The organism is Dyella amyloliquefaciens, from assembly GCF_004296575.1.
Classification (GTDB): Bacteria; Pseudomonadota; Gammaproteobacteria; order Xanthomonadales; family Rhodanobacteraceae; genus Dyella; species Dyella amyloliquefaciens.
In genome coordinates, this window is sequence record NZ_SAYT01000005.1 from 506564 (window position 1) to 526244 (window position 19681).

Here is a 19681-nt window from a genome sequence, read left to right on the forward strand (position 1 = left end):
GGGATGCGCGGGGCGGGGCCATGGAGGCAAGAACGTGGCTGTTACGGATCGCTTTCATCGGGGTCACGGCTCTTCTTTTTGGCAAACGGCTCCCGTCCGGCCATGCCTATCGCACGGTGGTGTTGGAGAGCTTCTTGGCTGGACGGAAGCCTCTGCGCTGCTGGCTTCAAAGAACTACGTGTGAATCAACGGCTGTTCGATCTTCGCGACCCCGAGAACGGGATCTCGCACGCTTGACGGCTCAGAGCGTGAAATTCGCTTCGCGGGGATTGAAGCCACCGAAGTCGTTGATGACGGTGACCACGAGCTTGCCGCTGCCATCAGGGGCCCCCACGACCGGGAACGATCCCTTGCCCCTGGCCGGGCACATGCCACCCTTGTTGACGGCCTCGTGCTTCGCGGCACCCTTGAAAGCGAGATCGCTGAAGGAGATGTTGTAGGGCGTGTCGTTGGTACATTCCGCCGTATATCCCTTGCCGGCGGAGACGATGTGCCAGACCACGAGGTCAGCGGCAGCATCGGGTGTTCCCTGCAATCCCTTGGGCCGATAGAACAACTTCATCCGCGAGCGCACGGCCAGCTGCATGTAGTTGTCCGCCGCATCGCTGCCCGCCTTGGGCTTGGGCGGAATTTCCAGGACATTGAGCCAATACACCGTTTCGCGGTCCTGCGGCAGGGTGGCGGCACCGGTGAACATGATGCGCAGGGTCTGTCCCTTGCCCGGATCCACGCGCGCCATGGGCGGCGTGATCAGAAACGGGGCCTTGCTGGATTCGGCGCGCTCGCTGGCGTCGCCGGTATCCACCCAGGCCTGGATAAGGCGGGCCTCCTTGCCATCGTTGACCATGCTGAGCGATACCTCGCGCTGCTCGGCCGGATACACCACGCGCGTACCGTTGATGGTGATACCGGCATGGGCAGAGCCGAGGCTCGCGGCAATGACGGTCATCGCGCACGCGGCGCGCTTGAAGACTTTCATGGCACTACTCTCGAAGCTTGTAAGTAACGACAAGTACCCGCTGAGTCGGCAAGGCCGGCGTACCGGCCTTGCCACTGGCGCTCGTGCGATGCGATCAGTTGTATTGCATCGAATACGTCAGGTAGGTGGTGACCGCGCCGGCCGTGGCGGCGCCGCCGACGGCCAGGTACTGGGCGATGTAGTTCAGCGTGGCGGTATTGCCCGCGATGGTGGCGGCCGGCTGGTTATTCGCGGCGATGACCGACTGGCCATTCACGACGTAGTCGTTGACGCTCAGCTTGATCGGCTGGCTGTTGGCCGGGTTGTACAAGCGCACTTCAACATTGCCCGCGCCACCGGAGGCCTGGTTCCTCAGCGCGTCCGTGTTCGTATCAAGAGCCGGGGTCGCCGTGGTCTCGACCCACAGGGCGGCCGTCTTGCCATCCGTGCAGTTGGCGCCGGAGAGAATGAGCGAGAACGGGGTGTCGCCAGCCGTGACGCCGTTCTTGGGCAACGCCGAGGTGCTGACCGTCGGCAGGGTCACGGTGATATTGCCGGTGCCGGTTGCCATGCCACCACCGGTGACAACGCAAGTGGTATCCGTGATCTGGCCATTGAAGGTGATGGTGCCATCGGCGGCACTGGCGACCTTCGGGGCGAACATCGCGAAGCCGAGCACCGCGGCCATGGCGGTCGAAATAAGCGTCTTCTTCATAAACTTGGTAGATCCTTCACTGGAAGTTGGAGCACAGGAGTCGCAGACGAGCCACGCAGTGACGGCCGGCCATTGCCGGACATCCTTGTCAAAACCGTTGGGGGTCTTCCCTCGCCGCCCGAGCGGGCTACGTCGCCATTTCGCGGTCGCTACCACGAAACACCGCCATTGTTCGCTGACGGCCAGCAGGGTTCTTTAGGACGAATCTGAGATACGCGTTTGATTTCGGGCTCGCGTCGGCCCTGGCGTACACCGTGTGTGGCGATATCGGAAGACGACGGGTTCCGGCGGCCAGCCGGAGTTCACCCGGGGCAGGCCGTCACGCTTATACTCGGGGGCATCTCAACAAGAACCGTGCCGCCGCGTGAGTGACCCATCACGCCTTCCCATGCCCTGCCTCGTTACCGGGGCGGCCTTGATGCCAGGCGCAAGCGAAGGAGACGCCCGCTAGTGGGACTCGCACTCACCCCCGAAATGATCCTGGTTCTCGGGCTGGTGGGCTTCACCATGCTGATGCTGGTGCTGGAGTGGATCCGCGCCGACATGGTGGCCCTGCTGGTGGTGGTGGTGATCGGCCTCACCGGGCTGATCCCCTCTGAGCGCGTGTTCAACGGCTTTGCCGGTAACGCCGTCATCGCGATCATCGCGATCATGATCATGGGCGCAGGGCTGGATCGAGCGGGCGTGCTGACGCTCACGGCCAGTTTCGTGATGCGCATGGCGCGCGGCGTGGAATCGCGCCTGGGCGTGGTGATCAACCTGGTCACCAGCCTGTTCAGTGCCGTGATCCCCAGCCAGGCTCTGGCAGCCCTGATGATCCCGGTGACCAGCCGACTGGCGGCCCGTACCGGCGTGCCGATCTCCCGGCTGCTGTTGCCGATGGCGTTCTGCATCCTGACCGCCACGAACACCACGCTGATCGCCAATTCACCGCTGATCGTGCTGAACGACCTGGTGGCCAGCGCCAACGCCAACCTGCCCGCTGGCGCGCACACCATTCCCAAGTTCGGCCTGTTCAGCGTGACCCCGGTGGGCCTGGTGCTCGCCCTCGCCGGCGTCGGCTTCTTCTATTTCTTCGGCAAGAAGCTGTTGCCGGAGCGGGAAGACGAGCGCCTGAAGGTGACCCCGGGCCGCACCGAGAGTTACTTCGCGGACACCTACGGCATCGTCGGCGAAACCGCCGAGCTCACGGTGACGGCCGAAAGCCCGCTGGTCGGCATGAGTATCGGCGAAGTGGAGCAGTTGTACGGGGCCCCGCTGATCCTGGCGATCAAGAGCGGTAACGACTCCCGCATGGCCCCGCCCGCCGACCACGTCATCTGGGTCGGCTCGGTGCTCGGCGTGCTGGGCCCGCGCGAACAGCTCAACCAGTTCGCCAACAACCAGCTGTGCAAGCTGTCACCGCGCATGCGGCAGTTGGGTGAGCTGTTCAACCCTTCGCGCGCCGGTATTTCCGAAGCGGTGATTCCACCGAGCTCCCGTTTCCTCAAGCAGACCGTCGGCGACCTTCGCCTGCGCAAGCGCTACGGCATCTCGGTGCTGGCGGTGAACCGCGGCGATCAGGTCTATCGTGACGACGTGCGTTCCGTGAGCCTGCGCGCCGGCGACACGCTGGTGCTGCATTCGAGCTGGCGCGACCTCGCGCTGGCAAGTGAAGACCGCGACCTCGTGGTCGTCACCGACGTTCCGAAGGAAGAGCAGCGCCCCGGCAAGATCTGGCAAGCCGTGGGCTTCTTCGTGCTGGCCAAGTGCCTGGCCCTGTTCACGCATCTCGACCTTTCCGTCGCCATGATGACCGGCGCCATCGGCATGCTGCTGACCGGCGTGCTGAACATGGACGAGGCCTACCGTGCCATCAACTGGAAAACCATCTTCGTCACCGCCTGCCTGATTCCGCTCGGCTGGTCGATGGACGCCACCGGCGCCGCCGCGTGGCTAGCGCAGGAAGTGCTGCAGCACCTGGGCCATACCAACCACTGGATCCTCCAGCTCTCGCTGGCCATCCTGACCCTGCTGTTCTCGCAGGTGATGTCCAACGTGGGCGCGACCGTGATGATGGTGCCCATCGCCATCAGCGTCGCCGTCGCCACCGGCAACAACCCGTCGGCCTATGCGCTGATCGTCGCTGTCTCCTCCTCCAACACCTTCCTGCTCAGCTCAGGTCATCCAGCGCTGATGATGGTGGCCGGCCCCGGTGGTTATCGCGGCAAGGACTTCCTGCGCGTGGGCTTGCCGCTGACGGGCCTGATGCTGGTGCTGACCTTGGTGGTGATCAATCTGATGTACCACTAAGCGCTCCCACGGAATCCGGAAGCGCTTCAAGCTCGTCACGCCAGCAAACCCGAAGGGACTTTGACCACGTGTTTCCCTACGATGGGTCCCATGAGATCCATCAGTGGATACCACTCGCGAGTGGCGAGGGTTGCGCGCATGACGCATTCTCTACGTCGGCCAGAAAAGGGATGGCTGCCGCATGTGCACAGGAAGAGCGCTGCAGAAGTGTCCGTCCAATGACTTCCAGACCCAGTTCTGTTGCAGAGAAGCCACACTGGCTTCGCTTTGCACGCGAGGCCAGGCTCTAGCGACATAGCACGACGTTGCGTTGCACCTCGCGCGCCAGGTTGTAGCGTGCCTGCAGCATCAGCCAGTAGAGCGGTGACGTATCCAGCACGGCGGCGAGCCGCATCGCCTGCCGTGGGCTTACGGACCGGGCGTCAGTGAGGAACTCCCTGAGGTGCGGCGCCCGGATACCGGTACGTCGGGCGAGTTGCTGATGATTCATCGTCGCCGGGAGCATGTAGTCGAGCAGCAGCACTTCGCCGGGCGAACGCAGGTGCTGCGAAGGATCCACGTCCATACGCGGCATGAGTTGGATCAGTTCCATGGGCTTCCCTTCCTTGTCAGACACGACTGCAGAACGGGCGGGCGCTTGCAGCCGCTCGTGTCGGTGAATGCCAGATGGCGATGTCAGTGATCGCCGGGGTGAGGCGCATCGCCAGCGTGGCCGATGCGCCGCGTGGCAATCATCGGCCGGGTGGCGAATTCACTCGGGGCTCGTGACCAAGCAGGCTGGCGTACTGCTGAAGACAGTGGATGGCGGTGCCCAGACTGGCGGTGACAACTATGGGAAGCGGCCATTCCAGAGGCCTGCCGGGGAATCCCCGCGTCTGCGCCCTACGGCACTGCTCGCTGTCATGACGCAGACGCGTAAGGGTGAGCACTGCCAGCGCGATGTCACTGCGAGTGCACGAACGCAAGGAGTCCGGCCACGCCACACGCGTGTGTGGCGGCTCGCCAGATGAAGGAGTGAGGGTGCCGTCAGGGGGAACGGACGGGCGAATGCGTACCGTATGATCGTGGGTAGCCATGATCAACTCTTAGGAAGTTGGTGATGGTTAGCGGGTCGTGGGTGTTAGTCGCACTCACGGCCCGCGCCTCATGACTTCGTCGTCATGGTCATTCGCGAGGCCCTACAGAAAGACAGCGCGAATGACGGCCTGACCCTAACAAGCAGGCTGCACATCGTCTGTCAGGGTTGGGCGAGATGGGTGTCCGGTTGCACGCGGGTGAGCGTGACAGCCGCAGACTGAGAACGTGTCAGTCTCGTTCCCGTAGAGAGCCGAGGGCAGCGCGACGTTCTCGATGAAAGCGCATCCTGGCACCTATTCTTCTTGCGTATCGCTGAGGGGTAAGTAGCCGCCTTTAGAGGTTATTCGCGCAATTCGTGCAGCGATCGGCGCGTATATACGGTGCTATCGAGACTCAAATGCTTTGCCACGACGCGCAGCAAATACTCTGAAGGGAAGCGATGCCCATACGTAAGGGAAAGTATGAGCACGAGCGTCAGGACGGCGAGCCAACGTGAACCCTGCAATTGCCAACGCGGGCCGGCCCACCACAAGAACGCGATGACGGCCCCACCGCCAAGAGACAGGCCGGCAAGAACCTCCGCCCAGGAGTGAGCGTGCACCGCAACTCGCGACACGGCAATAGCGATGGCGAACAGCAACCCCGTCATCGCACCTACAGCACCGGAATTATCCCTAGACCTTGGCCAGAGCAGTGCCAGAAGCGCGGTCCACACGGTGGCGGACATCGCGGAATGGCCGCTAATGCCCATGAAATCCAGCGAAGGAATTCCGAGCCTCCAGGCCATGAACATTAACTTGCTTGCCGCAACGAGCAACGCAACGGCACAAAACAAAAGCAACCAGCGCCATGCCAGAGACCACCCCCCCTGAGACAATCCTAGCCAGAAAAAAATGGCGACAGCACACGGTAGCAGCACAGCCGAATCACCAAACGCTGTAATGAATGTCCATCCGTGCATGATCAAGTAACCATATCGTTCTGGACGTCGATTCGCATTTGGCCGGATCGCGGCATCAGCCGCGATCGCCAGTTGGGCCGAAGCCAATAGTGGAAGCCCACTCATCTACCTGATCTGTTCTGCCTATGAGCACCACCGGCAGCTGATCTTCAACCATGAAACATCGCAGTGAGGCACAGCCGCATTTCGCTCGTACTGCCGGACTTTGCCGTTTCACGTCAGGCTGAAGAATCCCGGTCGACCCGCGCCATCACTCCGCCGGCGTCGACACGGCCTTGCTGCCCTCGCGCCTCATGCGTGCGCGCATCAACATCCAAGCGAACTGCCGATTCGTAGTCCAATAGCGACGCCACATCCGCCTTGGCTCCTGAAGTACCCGAAACAGCCATTCGAGACCTGCCCGCTGCATCCACCGAGGCGCGCGCCGAACCTTCCCGGCGACGACATCGAACGTACCGCCAACCCCCATCACGAAATCGACGCCTAGGTCTGCCCGGTATCGGTTGATGAAGTTTTCCTTCTTGGGCGAAGTGATGGCAACGAAGAGCAGGCGCGCACCAGATGCGTGGATCATGTCGACAATGGCCTGCTCGTCATCCCAGAAATACCCATGATGGACGCCGGCAATGTGCAAGCGGGGATACTTTTCCTCAACCTCACCAGCCGCCTTCTTCACCACTTCGTCAGTGCCGCCGAGCATGAAGATGGGCAGACCCTCTGCTTGTGCCATCTCCAGCAGGCGATCAAAAAGGTCCACTCCGGCCACACGCTCCGCGACTTGAAAACCAAGTGCACGCGCGCCCCACACAACGCCCATCCCGTCGATATTGATGATGTCGCACTCTTTCACCGACGCTGCCAGTTGCGCGTCGGACTGCATATGGACCAGCTTGGCGACATTGACCACGACGTGCTGCGTGAACTGGCGAGCCACGATCCGGTTGCGGATCACCTCGACAGTCTCGGTCATGGAAGCGACGTCCATGGGACATCCAAACAATTCAATACGGTTCATGGAAATAATCTTGTAACCAGACAATTAACGATCGGCGCAATGAACTCGCTCCATTCGCACATAGGCGGCAGGCAATGAACTCTTAGAACGAACTGCCGAGGTTCGAGCAAATCACACCTTAGCAACGCGCCATCTTTGCAGCAGGTCGCAAAGACCACGGAGCGACTAGTGCCATGCCACGGCGGTCTAGATTGCCATCGCACTCGGGACCGAGCTCCACAAGCTGCAACGAACTCAATGACTCCAATCGCAACACCTGAGCAGAGCCGATCAATCCCGTACTTTCACAGACACACCACCGTAGTACATCGTACGCGTGTCAACTTCTGAAGACTTCTTTAACCAATCAGCCTTATATAAGCCCAGCTTCAAATACGCCCGATCATCATCTTCATAGGCGTTTGGCACGCCCTTGGTCGCAAAAACGAGTTGACCGTCCTTGGTAAGCTCTGTCACTGCCCTCGCCCCAGAGCCATCCGGAATATAGTGAAGCTGCCAATTCACCACACGCCCACGATCACTCTCAACCCGGCCAAAGAATGCGCTAACCCAGTCAGCCTTCGACTGAGTCCTATTGTGCACTTCGTACTGCCCGCCCTCGGACAGGAAAATCGCAAAAGGCGGATAGCCCGCAGCAGGCCCTTGATGGATCTGGAATACCACCTCGGCCTGACCTCGGTCTAGCGTGTAACCTGCTGGCATATACGTCTGCCAGCTAAGCACATATTCTTTGCCTTGCGAAAAGTGCAAGAACCCATTGAATGAAAGCTCCGCCCGGGGCGCACCGTTGGCGACGGCAGAATAGTCATCATTCTTGCTTATGGTTACTTTCAAGGCTTTGCCGCCCATCTCTTGAGGCGCATCCACGACCCCAATCGAATCTTTCCTGGGCATTTGATACTGAATTCTCTTGTCGACCCCATGAGACCAATCAGTAGAGAACAGTTCCACCCAGTTCCGGGAATCCGCAGCGGCCGAAACTGCCAGCATACAAAAAAATGCCAACCCTGCCTTTACCTGTATCCGCATAACAGACCTCATCTTGAAGAGTCGACACGTTTGGCGATGCACTTACACACATATGAGCGACGCTGATTCATCAAAGGCCTCTTGGCACACCACTTCTCTTTGATCCTGAAGCAAGCAACTTCGTCAGGCACACCAAAACAAACGATGCACCTCCAAAGAGAATCAACTTCGTCGTGAGAACACTCAGTCCCTCTCGATACAAGTTGAAGACGAATACAAACGCGAAGGAGAAAAAGAACGCCACAACGAGCCGCCTACTGGACCTTATGACAATCTCGTCCAAAGCACGCAATAGGGCACCGGATATCAACGATCCCAACAGGCAGGCTTTCGATCCGCCCGCAAGATACAACTCACCCAGCAAAGTTGGTGAGTACGTGATGGATCCTTCTCTTCCCAGCACATTCTGAGTGTAAAAATTTCCACCATTAAGCACGATCAGTGGCTTGTCCACCCAGAGAGACCTGGGAATCATCGTGGCGAACTGATTGGCAATTACATTCTCTGAAACACCGTGATACTTGCAGTAATCCACGATATTGTAGAAGGCATCGACTGGCGCAAAACCGTCATAAAAGAATATCAAGAGCTTGCCATATATACCGCCAGCACCATCCGAACTTGTCCCGGTGTATCGGAATATTGCGACCACCAGCGTAACAACTATGAGTGCACCGGAAAGCACAAGAAACTTTGCAAAAGACACGTCTCTCCGCATCAATGCAATCACACCAAGAGAGAAGAGCGCAGCAAAGCCCAACTGCCTGTACCCCCCCAAGACAACAAAGGTTATAGCGCAGTAACCGATCGTATAAATCAACGCCTTTCGCTTTTCCCTCGCGCTTTCTGCTCGCAATGACAGAAGCGTGCATGCAAACAAGCCCATCGAGAAGAACAACGAGTACCCGCCCATCCCGACATTGGCGTCGTACCGGTTTTCGTAACCGCCATTTTTCAAAAGAACGAGACCACCGGAACCGATCACGTATGCAACCACGGAAATGAGAAACGCCGCGAGAAGCACGTAGATCAGGCCTTTTGTCTTGCGTCGCCAGTTCAACTCGCTCCGCATCCGAATAAACTTTCGAAACGGGGCTGCACCTGCATATCCGGCCAAGAAGAAGAGAAGGCAGATCTCTGACAGGACGACTATTTGCCAGGTTGTGTCGTCATGAGCACTGATCTTTTCGATGCCGAGCATCGAATACAGCAGGGCTGCGATTAACAGTCCACCGAAATACGTAAAAACAAAGCAAGAGAGAAACACGGTGAAGTATATTCGCCGCATGTTCGATTCTGCGTACTTTGCCCAGAACAGAACCAAACCGAACATGTTCATGAAACACACGAAATACACCATACCGAACACCCAATTAGTTCAATTGCAAGCACACAAGGGGACGAGGACAGCTCATTCCAAGGATTTTCCTACGAGCCCGGTTAAGCAACTTCTTTGATCACCGAAGACAGCCGATGGCGCGTCCGCTCAATTCCAAACGAATCACACACCCACTTCTTTCCGCTACCAGGCCTCATCTCGGAATTGAGGTCATTGGCTTTTTTGATGGCCATCGCGATTGCCTTGGGATTCAGGGAATCCACAAAAACGCCACCATGCTCCCGTATGACTTCAATCACAGGCTCATGTGCGTACGCCACGATTGGTACATCGTAGACCTGCGCCTCAATGAAGCTCATCCCGAATGAGTCCACCCTGCTGGGCAGGCAAAAGACGTCCGCCGACAGCAGTAGCTCCTCCTTCTTGTCGCCCTCCACCCAGCCACTCATCAAGACTCGGCGACGGAGGCCAAGACTGTCGATTGCTTCACCTATGGCCTCATTGAGCTCACCTTCTCCGGCAATGATCAGCCTGTAGTTCTCGGGCAAATGCGGCATGGCATACAGCGTCTCCATGAAACCCTTGCCCTCAACAAGGCGCCCCATGGCTAGCACGGTAACTCCGCCATCACGCGAGAGCTGTCTTTCCTTGCGTGCGTCCGATGGGCTGTAAGGATTGGGTACAACTCGTGTGGTGTCCGCAAGCCCATGCGCCTCAAGCAGACCTAGCGCATAGGACGTCAGAACGATCACTCGATCCGCACACTTAACAAGACCCGATAACACGCCCCGCCAGTACCAGCCATTGAGGTAGCGATCGAGATAAGGCGTATGCAGGTACACGAGCACCGGACGCCTCAGGCCGTAACGCACAATTGCGGCCAATATCAGCATCCTGATCAGACAGAAGCCGGATCCCGGGTGGAGGTGAAACACGCACCTGGCATCACGATGGCGTCGCTTCGCACCAATGACACGAGGGAACGCCTTGAGCCATGGCCAAAACTTTCCCAGCGGGCCACCGTCATGCGTGGGGATGAACTCTACCGCACCCATAGCACCCAGGACTTCAAGATGCATGGGGACGACGGTGGCCACCCCACCCTTCCCACCTTTGGGTTCCGTCGACAGAACCACGTTACACATTCTCATAGGGAACTCTCTCGGCCTACCCGGACAGGTATGCACGAAGGCACTGTCAACCAGCCACAGCCGCGGGAAGAAGAAGCGATGCACTCTGCCGCTTGAGCATCACGTTTCTGAGCAGTGTTATAGCCAGGCACACGGCCAGCGTGAAAGGGAAACTGAGCTTGCCCGTAGACAGGTAGAAGGCGCCTAGCGCTGCAACGAATGCACCACACGACACCAGGTTTATGGTCACGGACATCCGACTCTCTTCACGAACCATAAGCACGCTGCTATAGGCCATTCCGAGCATGCTGATACAACCCTGCGCACAGATCGCCAGGCCGCAGATCAACGTGTACCAGAAGGCATCAGCGTCGGCTCCCTTGTAGAGCACGATCATCAAGACAATTGCGCTGTTGACCAGAAAGGCCGCGCCACAGGCAAGCGCAACCTCGCGAGCCGTCTGCGTCGTCAGCATCGTCAATGGCTGACCATCGCTCACCAACCGACTCAACTCGGGCAATCGATACATGGATATCGCTCGCGGAATCAGCGCACTGATAAGGCTGAACGATGCGATGAGCGAGATGACTCCAGCAAAGCGTGCGCCATCCGCGATATTCGCGATGGGAACAAGACTTAGTGCGATGCCACCGGAAAGGAAATTCGTGAATCCGAACTCCAGCCCCTTGGGCTCGAACTTCCAGCCCTGAGGTAACCGCCCCGGCCACCCAATATTCATCAGCATGAAGATGCCAACGGCGGCCAGTGCGATGCCGAGCGGCCAACCCGCAGGCACGCCGATCCGGTGCAGCGCCACGACGAAGGACGCCGTCGCGGAGAGAAGAACGAGGTCATAGGCGATAACCCGGCGATACTTCCGGTGGGCAAGGAAATAGTGCCTGGTCAGCTGATACACCGACCAGCCGATGAGGATCGCGATGATCTCGTTCCCTGAAATGTCGGACCCAAAGAATCGAGCCCACAGCAGTACACCCGCACAGACAACGACGGCAGAAACACCTCCCATGCACAGGAGCTCGTAGAAGCGCTGGATCGCAGCGTCCCTGCCCCGCGCCGCCGGCACGCGAACGAGAATCAGGCTGGCCCAGCCTATAGCGGTGAAGTACGCCAGTATCTGCGCCACAGAAAAGGCGGAAGCGGCCGTCCCCAGCTCGCCTAGCGAATAGATCTTCTGAACGCCAAAGAATGCGATGACCCTGTAGAGACCGGGCATCCCGGTCGCTACGACGGCCTCAGCTTTTCCAATCAATCGTCCGTACTTCATCGCTTACCCAGCCCCACCGGAGGCAACTACCACATGCACCGTCAAATGCGGACGGCCGAGGCACCGTGTGAACGTCTGCAGGTTCGGCTCGCCATGTACTTCATCATCGGTGCGCTAGAACACCGCGCGTATCGATCACTACCTTTGCCTGGAAAAGAACCGGATCAATTCGCTTGAACTGCTCATGATCCACAAGGATGACGATCACATCCGCTTCCGTCATGGCAGTGCGCAGATCACATAGCTCAATCCGCCCGTCCAACCCCGCCGGCAAGCTGCTGATGTTCGGCTCCACCGCGACAATCCGGCCCGGGAACCGCTCCGCCAGCTCCGACGTGATCTCGACGGCAGGGCTTTCACGCAGATCATCGATGTTGGCCTTGAACGCCAATCCAAGGCACGCAATGAGCGGTTCGCGGAAGCGGTTCGCTGCTCGCTCCACGCGCTCGATCACCCAGTGCGGCTTGGCGTCATTCACAATGCGTGCCACGCGGATGAGTTTCGCCTGCTCCGGCGCAGAATCCACGATGAACCACGGATCGACCGCAATGCAATGTCCGCCAACGCCAGGACCCGGCTGCAGAATATTGACGCGCGGATGCCTGTTGGCCAGCTTGATCAGCTCCCACACGTTGACATCCAAACGGTCGCAGATCAGCGAAAGCTCATTCGCAAAGGCAATATTGACGTCACGGAAGGAGTTCTCCGTAAGCTTGCAAAGCTCGGCAGTTCGAGCGTCCGTGAGAATGCACTCGCCCCGCACGAATACCTGGTACAGCTCCCGCGCGAGCTCGCCACATCGCGGCGTCATACCGCCGATCACACGATCATTTTCAACCAGCTCTCGAATGACGTGACCCGGCAGGACGCGCTCCGGGCAATGTGCAACGCGAATATCCGACTGCTCGCCGGCCTGCTGTGGGAAGCTCAGATCCGGTCGCATATCGGCAAGCCATGCCGCGATCTTCTCGGTCGTGCCCACGGGAGAAGTCGATTCGAGCACGACGAGATCGCCCTTCTTGAGCACAGGGGCGATCGCCCGGCTCGCTGCTTCGATGTAGCTCAAGTCCGGTTTGTGGTCGGTACTGAACGGTGTCGGCACGGCGATCAGGAATGCGTCTGCGGGCTCGACCTTGTCCGTGGCACGCAGGTGACCCTGCGTCACGGCCGCGCGAACGACCATGTCCAGGTCCGGCTCAACAATATGCACTCCACCACTATTGATCGTGTCGACGGTGGCGCGATTCACGTCCACGCCCACGACGGTCTTGCGTCGTGCGGCAAACGCGGCTGCGGTCGGCAGGCCAATATAGCCCAGCCCAATAACAGAAATGACTTCAAATGACATCGATGAATCTCGCTCTACGCGGGCTGCATATTGAGTGTGGCCGAAGGGGTCGGCTGCTCGATCGAGTCGACATGCCTGGCCACTAGCACGTCTACAATCCGTTCGCTGGCTTTACCGTCACCATAGGGGTTGTGGGCGCGACTCATCGCGCCGTAGGCGGCAGGATCTTCCCAAAGCTCCGTCACGGCGCGGACCAGACGATCAGAATCCGTTCCAACAAGCCTGACGGTACCGGCAGCCACCGCTTCGGGGCGTTCGGTGGTGTCCCGCATCACAAGCACTGGCTTGCCCAGCGAGGGCGCTTCTTCCTGTATCCCGCCGGAGTCGGTCAGAATTAGCCAGGCTCGATCCATCAAGTACACGAACTGCAAGTATTCCTGCGGTTCGATCAGAACGACATTCTCAAGACCACCGAGGAGCCGCTCGACCGGTTCGCGCACATTGGGATTAAGGTGCATCGGATAGACGATCTGGCAATCCGGGTAGCGCGTGGCGATAGTCGCTAACGCGCTGCAGATCTGCTCGATGCCGCGTCCGAAGTTTTCGCGCCGATGCCCTGTCACCAGAATCATCCGGCGATCATCGGAGAGGTACGGAAATTCGCTGCGCATCCGCTCTGCCTGCCGCGGATCACGCTGCAACTGCTCGACAGCCAGATGCAACGCATCGATCACCGTATTTCCGGTTACGTGGATCCGATTGCCCGCTACACCTTCGGATAGCAAGTTCAGCTGGGATGTTTGCGTTGGCGCGAAGTGGTGAAGCGCGAGCGCTCCGGTCAACTTCCTGTTTCCTTCCTCAGGCCAAGGCGCATAGAGGTCTCCCGTGCGCAGGCCGGCCTCGACGTGCCCAATCGAGATCCGTCGGTAGTAGGCGGCCAGCGAGGCACCGAGTGTCGTCGCGGTATCACCGTGCACGAGGACAAGGTCCGGCTGGAAGTCCTCCAACACCGGATCAAGCAATGTCAGAATCTGCGACGTAAGCCCACCCAACGTCTGGCCAGCCCGCATAAGATTCAAATCGTAATCCGGCGTGATGTGGAACAGATCAAGGACCTGGTCAAGCATCTGGCGATGTTGCGCCGTGACGCATACGCCACATCGCACGCCCTCGGTCGCCTGCAGGCGCCGGACGAGCGGAGCCATCTTGATCGCCTCGGGACGGGTGCCGAAGACGACGAGAATATTTTGTTGACGAATAGTCATCTATTTTCCCGCGAAAAAATTCCATCCGAGCAGCGGGGATTAACACGCACCCTAGCCGGCAGCACGCCATTCAGCGAATGACCGCAGCCCAATATGGCCTCCTCGGCCTCAGTAAGCATTGGTACGCCTCAAGAGAATGAATGGTGTACAGAAGATGATTTTCAGATCGACCCAAATCGACCAGTGCTTGATGTATTGGATGTCGCACTGCACGCGCATGGCCATCTTTTCCGTAGTGTCTGTCTCCCCACGGAAGCCACGTATCTGCGCCAGCCCGGTCATGCCCGGCTTCACACCGTGCCGCTGCATGTAACCCTGAAGCTTTTCGCTGAATTGGCGATTGTGCTCGACGGCATGAGGGCGCGGACCAACAATCGACATGTCTCCACGGAGTACGTTGATCAGCTGAGGGAGCTCATCAAGGCTGCTTGATCGCAGGAATCTCCCCAGTGGAGTCACGCGCGCGTCGTCGCGCCTGGCCTGGGTTACCTCCCCCTTTGCTTCCGCGTGCATGCGCATGGAGCGGAACTTCAGTACCTCGAACTCCCTGCCACCCAGTCCGTGGCGCCTTTGCTTGAAGAACACCGGGCCCGCCGAACTCAACTTGACGCAAAGTGCGATCAACAGCATCAGCGGCCCAAGCAAAAGCAGCATCAGCAGAGCTATGGAGCGATCTTCGATGGCCTTCCATACACCCGCATGTCCCTCCACGCGGCTTGATCTCAACGTGATGACAGGAACACCAGCGACAGCGGCCGCATGGTGATTTATGAGTTCGTAGCCGAAGAAATCGGGCACCAACCGAACGGTGACGGGTGTATCCAGAGTCATATGCAGGATTTTCTGGATGGTCTCTTCGGCACGCATGGGCAGCGCTATCCATATCTGGTCGGGCGCACATGCCGAGATATTCGCGGCAAGTGTGGATAGATCACCGAGCTCGGTCACCCCGGCAATTTCAACCTGGTCGAATGGCGTGCTGATATAGCCAACCACATCAAGGCCGAGCCAAGCACTGCTGCGTGCCGCAGCGGCTATGCGATGCCCAGCCTGGGTTCCACCGACCAGCAATACGCGGCGTGAATCGGTGCCAGCGGCTCGAACGCGGCCCAGGACCCAGCGAAGGAAAAGGCGATCGAAAGTCAGCAGTGCACCGGTTGCAATGAACCATGCACCGGCTGCGACACGCGAGTACGTATCTGTTGTCTTCAAGGCCCACGCGATGGCAAGCAGGACAACCATGACACCAGTCCACGCCACCCAAAGACGACCAATCTCGGCCAACCGATTTTCGCCGCGCCAGCTGCGATAGAGTCCTGCCGCCGGGAAGATCACCAGCGCAAGCAATACCGTACGGATCAGGCCCGAAATGTAGTGAGTATCCATGACCGCGGTACCAAATTCGCTTCGGTACACAACGACAGCGGCAAGCGCTATGAACAGCACGTCGCTTACGCGTAGCGTTATGTCCAGAAGCGCCGCATATTTTGAAAAGAAATGGGACTCCGCCCGCTTCAATTGCGGGACACCAGGAATAGACAACATCAGCGCACTCCGTCCTTGACTTCAATTGCAACTGCGCAACCAGCCGCATGCCTTTCTCGGCACAACTTCGACGCGCTCGCGCAAGGCAGCCCATCCCTTGGGCCAAACCACTTTATTTCAGTGCCCCTCATTCATCCCCCCGGTGAAAGAGCTGCGAGATCATCTCTAGCTCGCGTCAAGCAACCAATAGACTGTTCGCACTAGGTGGGCCCTAAGGCCCCATTGATGACATCCTGTTTTTCAATATTGCTTCGCAGATCCAACTCAAGCGGGATTGCTGCCGTACTCGTAATAGCCGTACGAGTAATAGCCTGTGCTCCTGCGCTCTACCGCATTGAACACTGCACCCTTGACCTGCACACCGTTTTGCTCGAATCGCTGCTTGGCCAAGGTAATTTCGCGCGCCTGATTTACCCCGAAACGAACCACCAACAGGCTGGTACCGACATGGTGTCCCATGATGGCTGCGTCCGTTACTGCCAGAATGGGCGGCGTGTCGATGATGATCAGGTCAAATTGCGGCTTCGCCTTTTCCAGCAGGTCGCCGAAATTCGCATGCATCAACAGCTCGGACGGATTCGGTGGCACCTTGCCGCGGCTGATGAAGGACAGGCCATCCGCACCAGGCACTGGACGGATGGCCTCCTCAAGCGCCAGCTGACCGGAGATGATTTCAGACAGCCCCTTGTCGGGACGCCCGCCAATCACAGTGTGTAGCGCACCTTTGCGCATGTCGCCGTCAATCAGCAGGACGCGCTGCCCCCCCTTGGCGATCACAGCAGCCAGGTTGGACGAGATAAAGGTCTTACCGGCGCCAGGGCTTGCACCCGAGATCATCAGAATGTTGTTCTTGGCTTCAATGCGCGCGAAGTGCAGGCTTGTACGGAGGCTCCGCAGCGCCTCGATGGCGAGATCGGCGGGCGCGTTGACTGCTAGCAGCTTCTGCTTGCCATCGCCGCGACCGCGGCGTCCTTGCAGGAAGCTTTGCCGCTCCGCCTCACTGCTGGGAATGGATGCGTATACGGAGAGACCGAGCTCCTCAAGGGCAGATGGGTCCTCGACGCCACGGCTGAGCATCTGGCGAAGCAGAACGAAGGCCACGGCCAGGAATCCACCAAGCAAGGTGCCACCCAGAACAACCAGTGCCTTTTTCGGCTTAGCCGGCTTGGAGATATCCACAGAGGCTTCGTCGATCACGCGCACGTTGCCGACAGTGCCAGCCTTGGCAATGTCCAGCTGTTGTGCCTGGTTTAACAACCCGGTGTAGGTGGCATTCAGCACATCTGCGTCCCGCGTCAGGCGCAGCAACTCCTGTTGGGTATCAGGCAGACCGCCCACCTGCTTGTCGATGCCGTTTTTCTGCGCCTGCAACTGCGCAATCTGCTCCAACAACGCCTTGTAGGCTGGATGCTCAGTGGTGAACCGGCGCTCCATGTCCGCCTGTTGCAGGCGCAGCTGCTGAATGCTCGTTTCGATGGCAACAGCCTGATCCAGTAGACCCTTGGTCTGCATCGTGATGTCGACCGAACGCGCCTTGTTCTGGAAAGCATTCAGCGCATCCTGCGCCTTGTCCAGATCATGACGAATACGCGGCAGCTGCTCGCGCACAAACGCGAGGCTATTTGCGGCTTCCGCCGAATTGCGATCCACATTCTGTTTGACGTAGGCGCGGCTCACACGATCCAACAGTGCGGCGGCCAGGTCCGGATCTTCGTGGTCATACGTCAGCTGGATGATGCCCGAATCCTTTCCCTGCTCCGTTGCATTGATATCCAGCTGAAGCTGGCTGATCACGGCCAAAGCAGTGTGATGCCTAACGGCAAAGTGGGTGCCAGGATTGGCACGCAACTCACTTACCTGAATGCTGAAGCCGTGCCCACTGACAAGCTGACCCACTCGGCCGTTCAGCATTTCGTCGCCGCGGTAGTTAAGCGTGTAGGAGCCCTGCTCACCGGCAATCAGCACCAGTTTCTCGTCTTCAACCGCAGCGGGCACCTTCATCTTAAAGATGCTGAGCTTCGAGCCACCCCAGTCGTAGCGGCTCAGGCCAAGCATGGGCGCGGCGACATCGGAAGGATCGTCCAGCACGAAGTGCCGGGAGATCCAGCCTCCAAAAATCGGAAAGTGATACGGCGCCACTTCGATCTGCATGTTGAGTTCATCAACAGCCTTGCCGATGACCGAGCGCGAGGTGATGAGCGCGATCTCGGTTGTGGCCTCGGAACTCGACGCGCCCAGAGTTTGGGTGATGGCGCTTAAGCCAGGGAGATCCGGCACCTTCTGCTCCACCTGCACGAGAGCATCGGCCTCGTAGACCGGGGTACCTAGCACGGCATAGCCGACGCTTAGCACCAGGAACACACCCGTAACGATGCCGATCAACCACTTGCTGTCGATCAACGTGCCCAGCAGCTCGCGCAGGTCAATCTCGTCGTCTTGCTGCGCAGTGTTCTGTGTTGCGGTCATGCTCAAACGATCCAGTGCAAACGATAAGGTTGAAGAAACGGTGAAATCTTTGACATGAGCGTCCGTCGCCAAGATGCGTAGGCGTCGCCCTACAAATTCTAGGAACTACGCAGATAAGGGAGCCACGCAGAAACGGCACGCTCGATCATTTCGTAGACGTGCTCGAAAGCTTCGCGACTCTGCCGGTAGGGGTCCGCCACGTCGCCGCCCCGCACCCAGCGATCGAGCAGCATCACCTTGCCGCTCGCCTCGGGGGCCATCCGCATCATGCTTGCCACGTGATCGCGCTCCATGGCCAGCACCAGGTCTGCTTCACGCAACATGGCTGGCGTCAGTTGCCGCGCCTGATGCGCACTGGCATCTACCCCATGCTCGCTGAGCAACTGCATGGCCGTCGCATCCATCGGCTTGCCGACGAGCGCACCCAGGCCGGCGCTCTCGATGGAGGCACCAGCAGATGAGAGGTGATGACGGAAGAGATATTCCGCCGTAGGACTACGGCAGATGTTCCCCACGCAGACAACCAAGATCCGTTTGAACACGACACCCGACACTTCTTGCAACCACAACCACTGGCATCGGAGGTCGCCGCTCCCACGGCTACGCATCCATGCCAGACCCCTGTAACAAACGACCCACGACGTGTTCCGGGTATTCGTGGCTGGCAGATGGAGCCCTTCCCCTACACGAACAGGCCAGAGCCCCTCTTGCCAGTCAAGCCCACTTTTTCACAAAATCACGACATAAGGCTTGCATTCAGCTTACAATCATAACTGCTACTTAGCGGCCCCGTCACGGATTGGATACATGACAGGTTCCGTTCATTTTCCAGTAAGGTTGTGTTACAGATGCGCGCCGAACCACTACCGAAGGGAGTTCTTGTGAAGAAGTTGCTTGCCGTTGTGTTGTTGACCTGCATGGTTGGACAGACGTTTGCCCAGTCGGCCCCGACGCCGCCGCCGGCCCAGGCTGGCGCTGCTGGCAGTACGGGTACCGGGGCTGGTGCGGCCGGTGGCGCAGCGCCGGGAGCCGCTGGAGCTGGCGCCGCGGCAACAGGTGGTCTGAGTGCCGGCGCCATTGCCGGCATCGCGGCAGGCGTCGTGGCGGCAGCCGGCGCAGCCGCAGCTGCGGCGAGCAGCGGCAGCAGCAACCCGGGCACCTCGAGCACGCCTCCGGGCACCGGTGGCGGCACGGGTGGCACCGGCGGTACCGGTGGCACGACGGGCACGACCGGCACCCACTAAGTCCTTTTCAGGCAAAACCGCATCCGCGCCGGATTCGTCCGGCGCGGATGTTTGCTGTCTGCAAGTTACTGA

General features: G+C 59.1%; 16 protein-coding genes. 2 read left to right on the forward strand and 14 right to left on the reverse strand.

Annotated elements, in window-relative coordinates:
- Positions 1–241: 241 nt before the first annotated feature.
- Both EPB08_RS14065 and EPB08_RS14070 read right to left on the reverse strand, forming a co-directional pair.
- Complete coding sequence (locus EPB08_RS14065) at positions 242–979, reverse strand: fimbrial biogenesis chaperone (RefSeq protein ID WP_229238347.1); 738 nt, start codon at positions 977–979, stop codon at positions 242–244.
- Positions 980–1073: 94 nt separating this feature from the next.
- Positions 1074–1673 carry a fimbrial protein gene (locus EPB08_RS14070; protein ID WP_130619725.1) on the reverse strand — a complete coding sequence of 200 codons (600 nt, stop codon included), beginning with the start codon at positions 1671–1673 and terminating at the stop codon, positions 1074–1076.
- 474 nt (positions 1674–2147) lie between these two features.
- On the opposite strand from EPB08_RS14070, the gene EPB08_RS14075 reads away from it, so the two are divergent.
- The gene (locus tag EPB08_RS14075) at positions 2148–3965 is read left to right on the forward strand and encodes an SLC13 family permease (protein ID WP_130619910.1); all 1818 of its coding nucleotides are present in this window, start codon (positions 2148–2150) and stop codon (positions 3963–3965) included.
- A 286-nt stretch (positions 3966–4251) separates the two neighbouring features.
- Here EPB08_RS14075 and EPB08_RS14080 read toward each other — a convergent pair whose 3' ends face one another.
- From EPB08_RS14080 to EPB08_RS14135, 12 genes are all read right to left on the reverse strand, one after another.
- Complete coding sequence (locus EPB08_RS14080; RefSeq protein ID WP_130619726.1) at positions 4252–4557, reverse strand: HigA family addiction module antitoxin; 306 nt, start codon at positions 4555–4557, stop codon at positions 4252–4254.
- An 825-nt stretch (positions 4558–5382) separates the two neighbouring features.
- Positions 5383–6108 (reverse strand): phosphatase PAP2 family protein, encoded by a 726-nt coding sequence (locus EPB08_RS14085; RefSeq protein ID WP_130619727.1) that lies wholly within the window; start codon positions 6106–6108, stop codon positions 5383–5385.
- 145 nt (positions 6109–6253) lie between these two features.
- On the reverse strand, positions 6254–7018 hold the full coding sequence (locus EPB08_RS14090) for a WecB/TagA/CpsF family glycosyltransferase (protein ID WP_130619728.1): 765 nt from the start codon (positions 7016–7018) through the stop codon (positions 6254–6256).
- Positions 7019–7288: 270 nt separating this feature from the next.
- Positions 7289–8047: a heparin lyase I family protein gene (locus EPB08_RS14095; RefSeq protein WP_165418504.1), complete on the reverse strand. Its 759-nt coding sequence runs from the start codon at positions 8045–8047 to the stop codon at positions 7289–7291.
- Between the two features lie 70 nt (positions 8048–8117).
- Entirely contained in the window at positions 8118–9407 is a 1290-nt protein-coding gene (locus EPB08_RS14100; protein WP_130619730.1) for a WzyE family oligosaccharide polymerase, read from the reverse strand.
- 80 nt (positions 9408–9487) lie between these two features.
- Complete coding sequence (locus tag EPB08_RS14105; RefSeq protein WP_165418506.1) at positions 9488–10483, reverse strand: glycosyltransferase family 4 protein; 996 nt, start codon at positions 10481–10483, stop codon at positions 9488–9490.
- 100 nt (positions 10484–10583) lie between these two features.
- On the reverse strand, positions 10584–11801 hold the full coding sequence (locus tag EPB08_RS14110) for a hypothetical protein (RefSeq protein ID WP_130619732.1): 1218 nt from the start codon (positions 11799–11801) through the stop codon (positions 10584–10586).
- Positions 11802–11904: 103 nt separating this feature from the next.
- Positions 11905–13149, reverse strand: coding sequence for a UDP-N-acetyl-D-mannosamine dehydrogenase (gene wecC / locus EPB08_RS14115; RefSeq protein ID WP_130619733.1), 1245 nt, complete (start codon positions 13147–13149; stop codon positions 11905–11907).
- 14 nt (positions 13150–13163) lie between these two features.
- Positions 13164–14354: a non-hydrolyzing UDP-N-acetylglucosamine 2-epimerase gene (wecB, locus tag EPB08_RS14120; RefSeq protein WP_130619734.1), complete on the reverse strand. Its 1191-nt coding sequence runs from the start codon at positions 14352–14354 to the stop codon at positions 13164–13166.
- A gap of 108 nt (positions 14355–14462) precedes the next feature.
- Positions 14463–15899, reverse strand: coding sequence for an undecaprenyl-phosphate glucose phosphotransferase (locus EPB08_RS14125; RefSeq protein ID WP_130619735.1), 1437 nt, complete (start codon positions 15897–15899; stop codon positions 14463–14465).
- A 264-nt stretch (positions 15900–16163) separates the two neighbouring features.
- Complete coding sequence (locus tag EPB08_RS14130) at positions 16164–18365, reverse strand: polysaccharide biosynthesis tyrosine autokinase (protein ID WP_130619736.1); 2202 nt, start codon at positions 18363–18365, stop codon at positions 16164–16166.
- Between the two features lie 98 nt (positions 18366–18463).
- Positions 18464–18907, reverse strand: coding sequence for a low molecular weight protein-tyrosine-phosphatase (locus EPB08_RS14135; RefSeq protein ID WP_130619737.1), 444 nt, complete (start codon positions 18905–18907; stop codon positions 18464–18466).
- A gap of 339 nt (positions 18908–19246) precedes the next feature.
- Here EPB08_RS14135 and EPB08_RS14140 point away from each other — a divergent pair, with 339 nt between their 5' ends.
- Entirely contained in the window at positions 19247–19609 is a 363-nt protein-coding gene (locus EPB08_RS14140) for a hypothetical protein (RefSeq protein WP_205746355.1), read from the forward strand.
- The last annotated feature ends 72 nt before the right edge of the window (positions 19610–19681 follow it).

What these genes read in the sequence shown, in the direction of transcription:
- wecB (WP_130619734.1), bottom strand. Translation starts at nt 14,354, where the DNA reads ATGACTATTCGTCAACAAAATATTCTCGTCGTCTTCGGCACCCGTCCC.
- EPB08_RS14085 (WP_130619727.1), bottom strand. Translation starts at nt 6,108, where the DNA reads ATGAGTGGGCTTCCACTATTGGCTTCGGCCCAACTGGCGATCGCGGCT.
- EPB08_RS14130 (WP_130619736.1), bottom strand. Translation starts at nt 18,365, where the DNA reads ATGACCGCAACACAGAACACTGCGCAGCAAGACGACGAGATTGACCTG.
- EPB08_RS14100 (WP_130619730.1), bottom strand. Translation starts at nt 9,407, where the DNA reads ATGGTGTATTTCGTGTGTTTCATGAACATGTTCGGTTTGGTTCTGTTC.
- wecC (WP_130619733.1), bottom strand. Translation starts at nt 13,149, where the DNA reads ATGTCATTTGAAGTCATTTCTGTTATTGGGCTGGGCTATATTGGCCTG.
- EPB08_RS14080 (WP_130619726.1), bottom strand. Translation starts at nt 4,557, where the DNA reads ATGGAACTGATCCAACTCATGCCGCGTATGGACGTGGATCCTTCGCAG.
- EPB08_RS14095 (WP_165418504.1), bottom strand. Translation starts at nt 8,047, where the DNA reads ATGCGGATACAGGTAAAGGCAGGGTTGGCATTTTTTTGTATGCTGGCA.
- EPB08_RS14110 (WP_130619732.1), bottom strand. Translation starts at nt 11,801, where the DNA reads ATGAAGTACGGACGATTGATTGGAAAAGCTGAGGCCGTCGTAGCGACC.
- EPB08_RS14125 (WP_130619735.1), bottom strand. Translation starts at nt 15,899, where the DNA reads ATGTTGTCTATTCCTGGTGTCCCGCAATTGAAGCGGGCGGAGTCCCAT.
- EPB08_RS14065 (WP_229238347.1), bottom strand. Translation starts at nt 979, where the DNA reads ATGAAAGTCTTCAAGCGCGCCGCGTGCGCGATGACCGTCATTGCCGCG.
- EPB08_RS14070 (WP_130619725.1), bottom strand. Translation starts at nt 1,673, where the DNA reads ATGAAGAAGACGCTTATTTCGACCGCCATGGCCGCGGTGCTCGGCTTC.
- EPB08_RS14090 (WP_130619728.1), bottom strand. Translation starts at nt 7,018, where the DNA reads ATGAACCGTATTGAATTGTTTGGATGTCCCATGGACGTCGCTTCCATG.
- EPB08_RS14075 (WP_130619910.1), top strand. Translation starts at nt 2,148, where the DNA reads ATGATCCTGGTTCTCGGGCTGGTGGGCTTCACCATGCTGATGCTGGTG.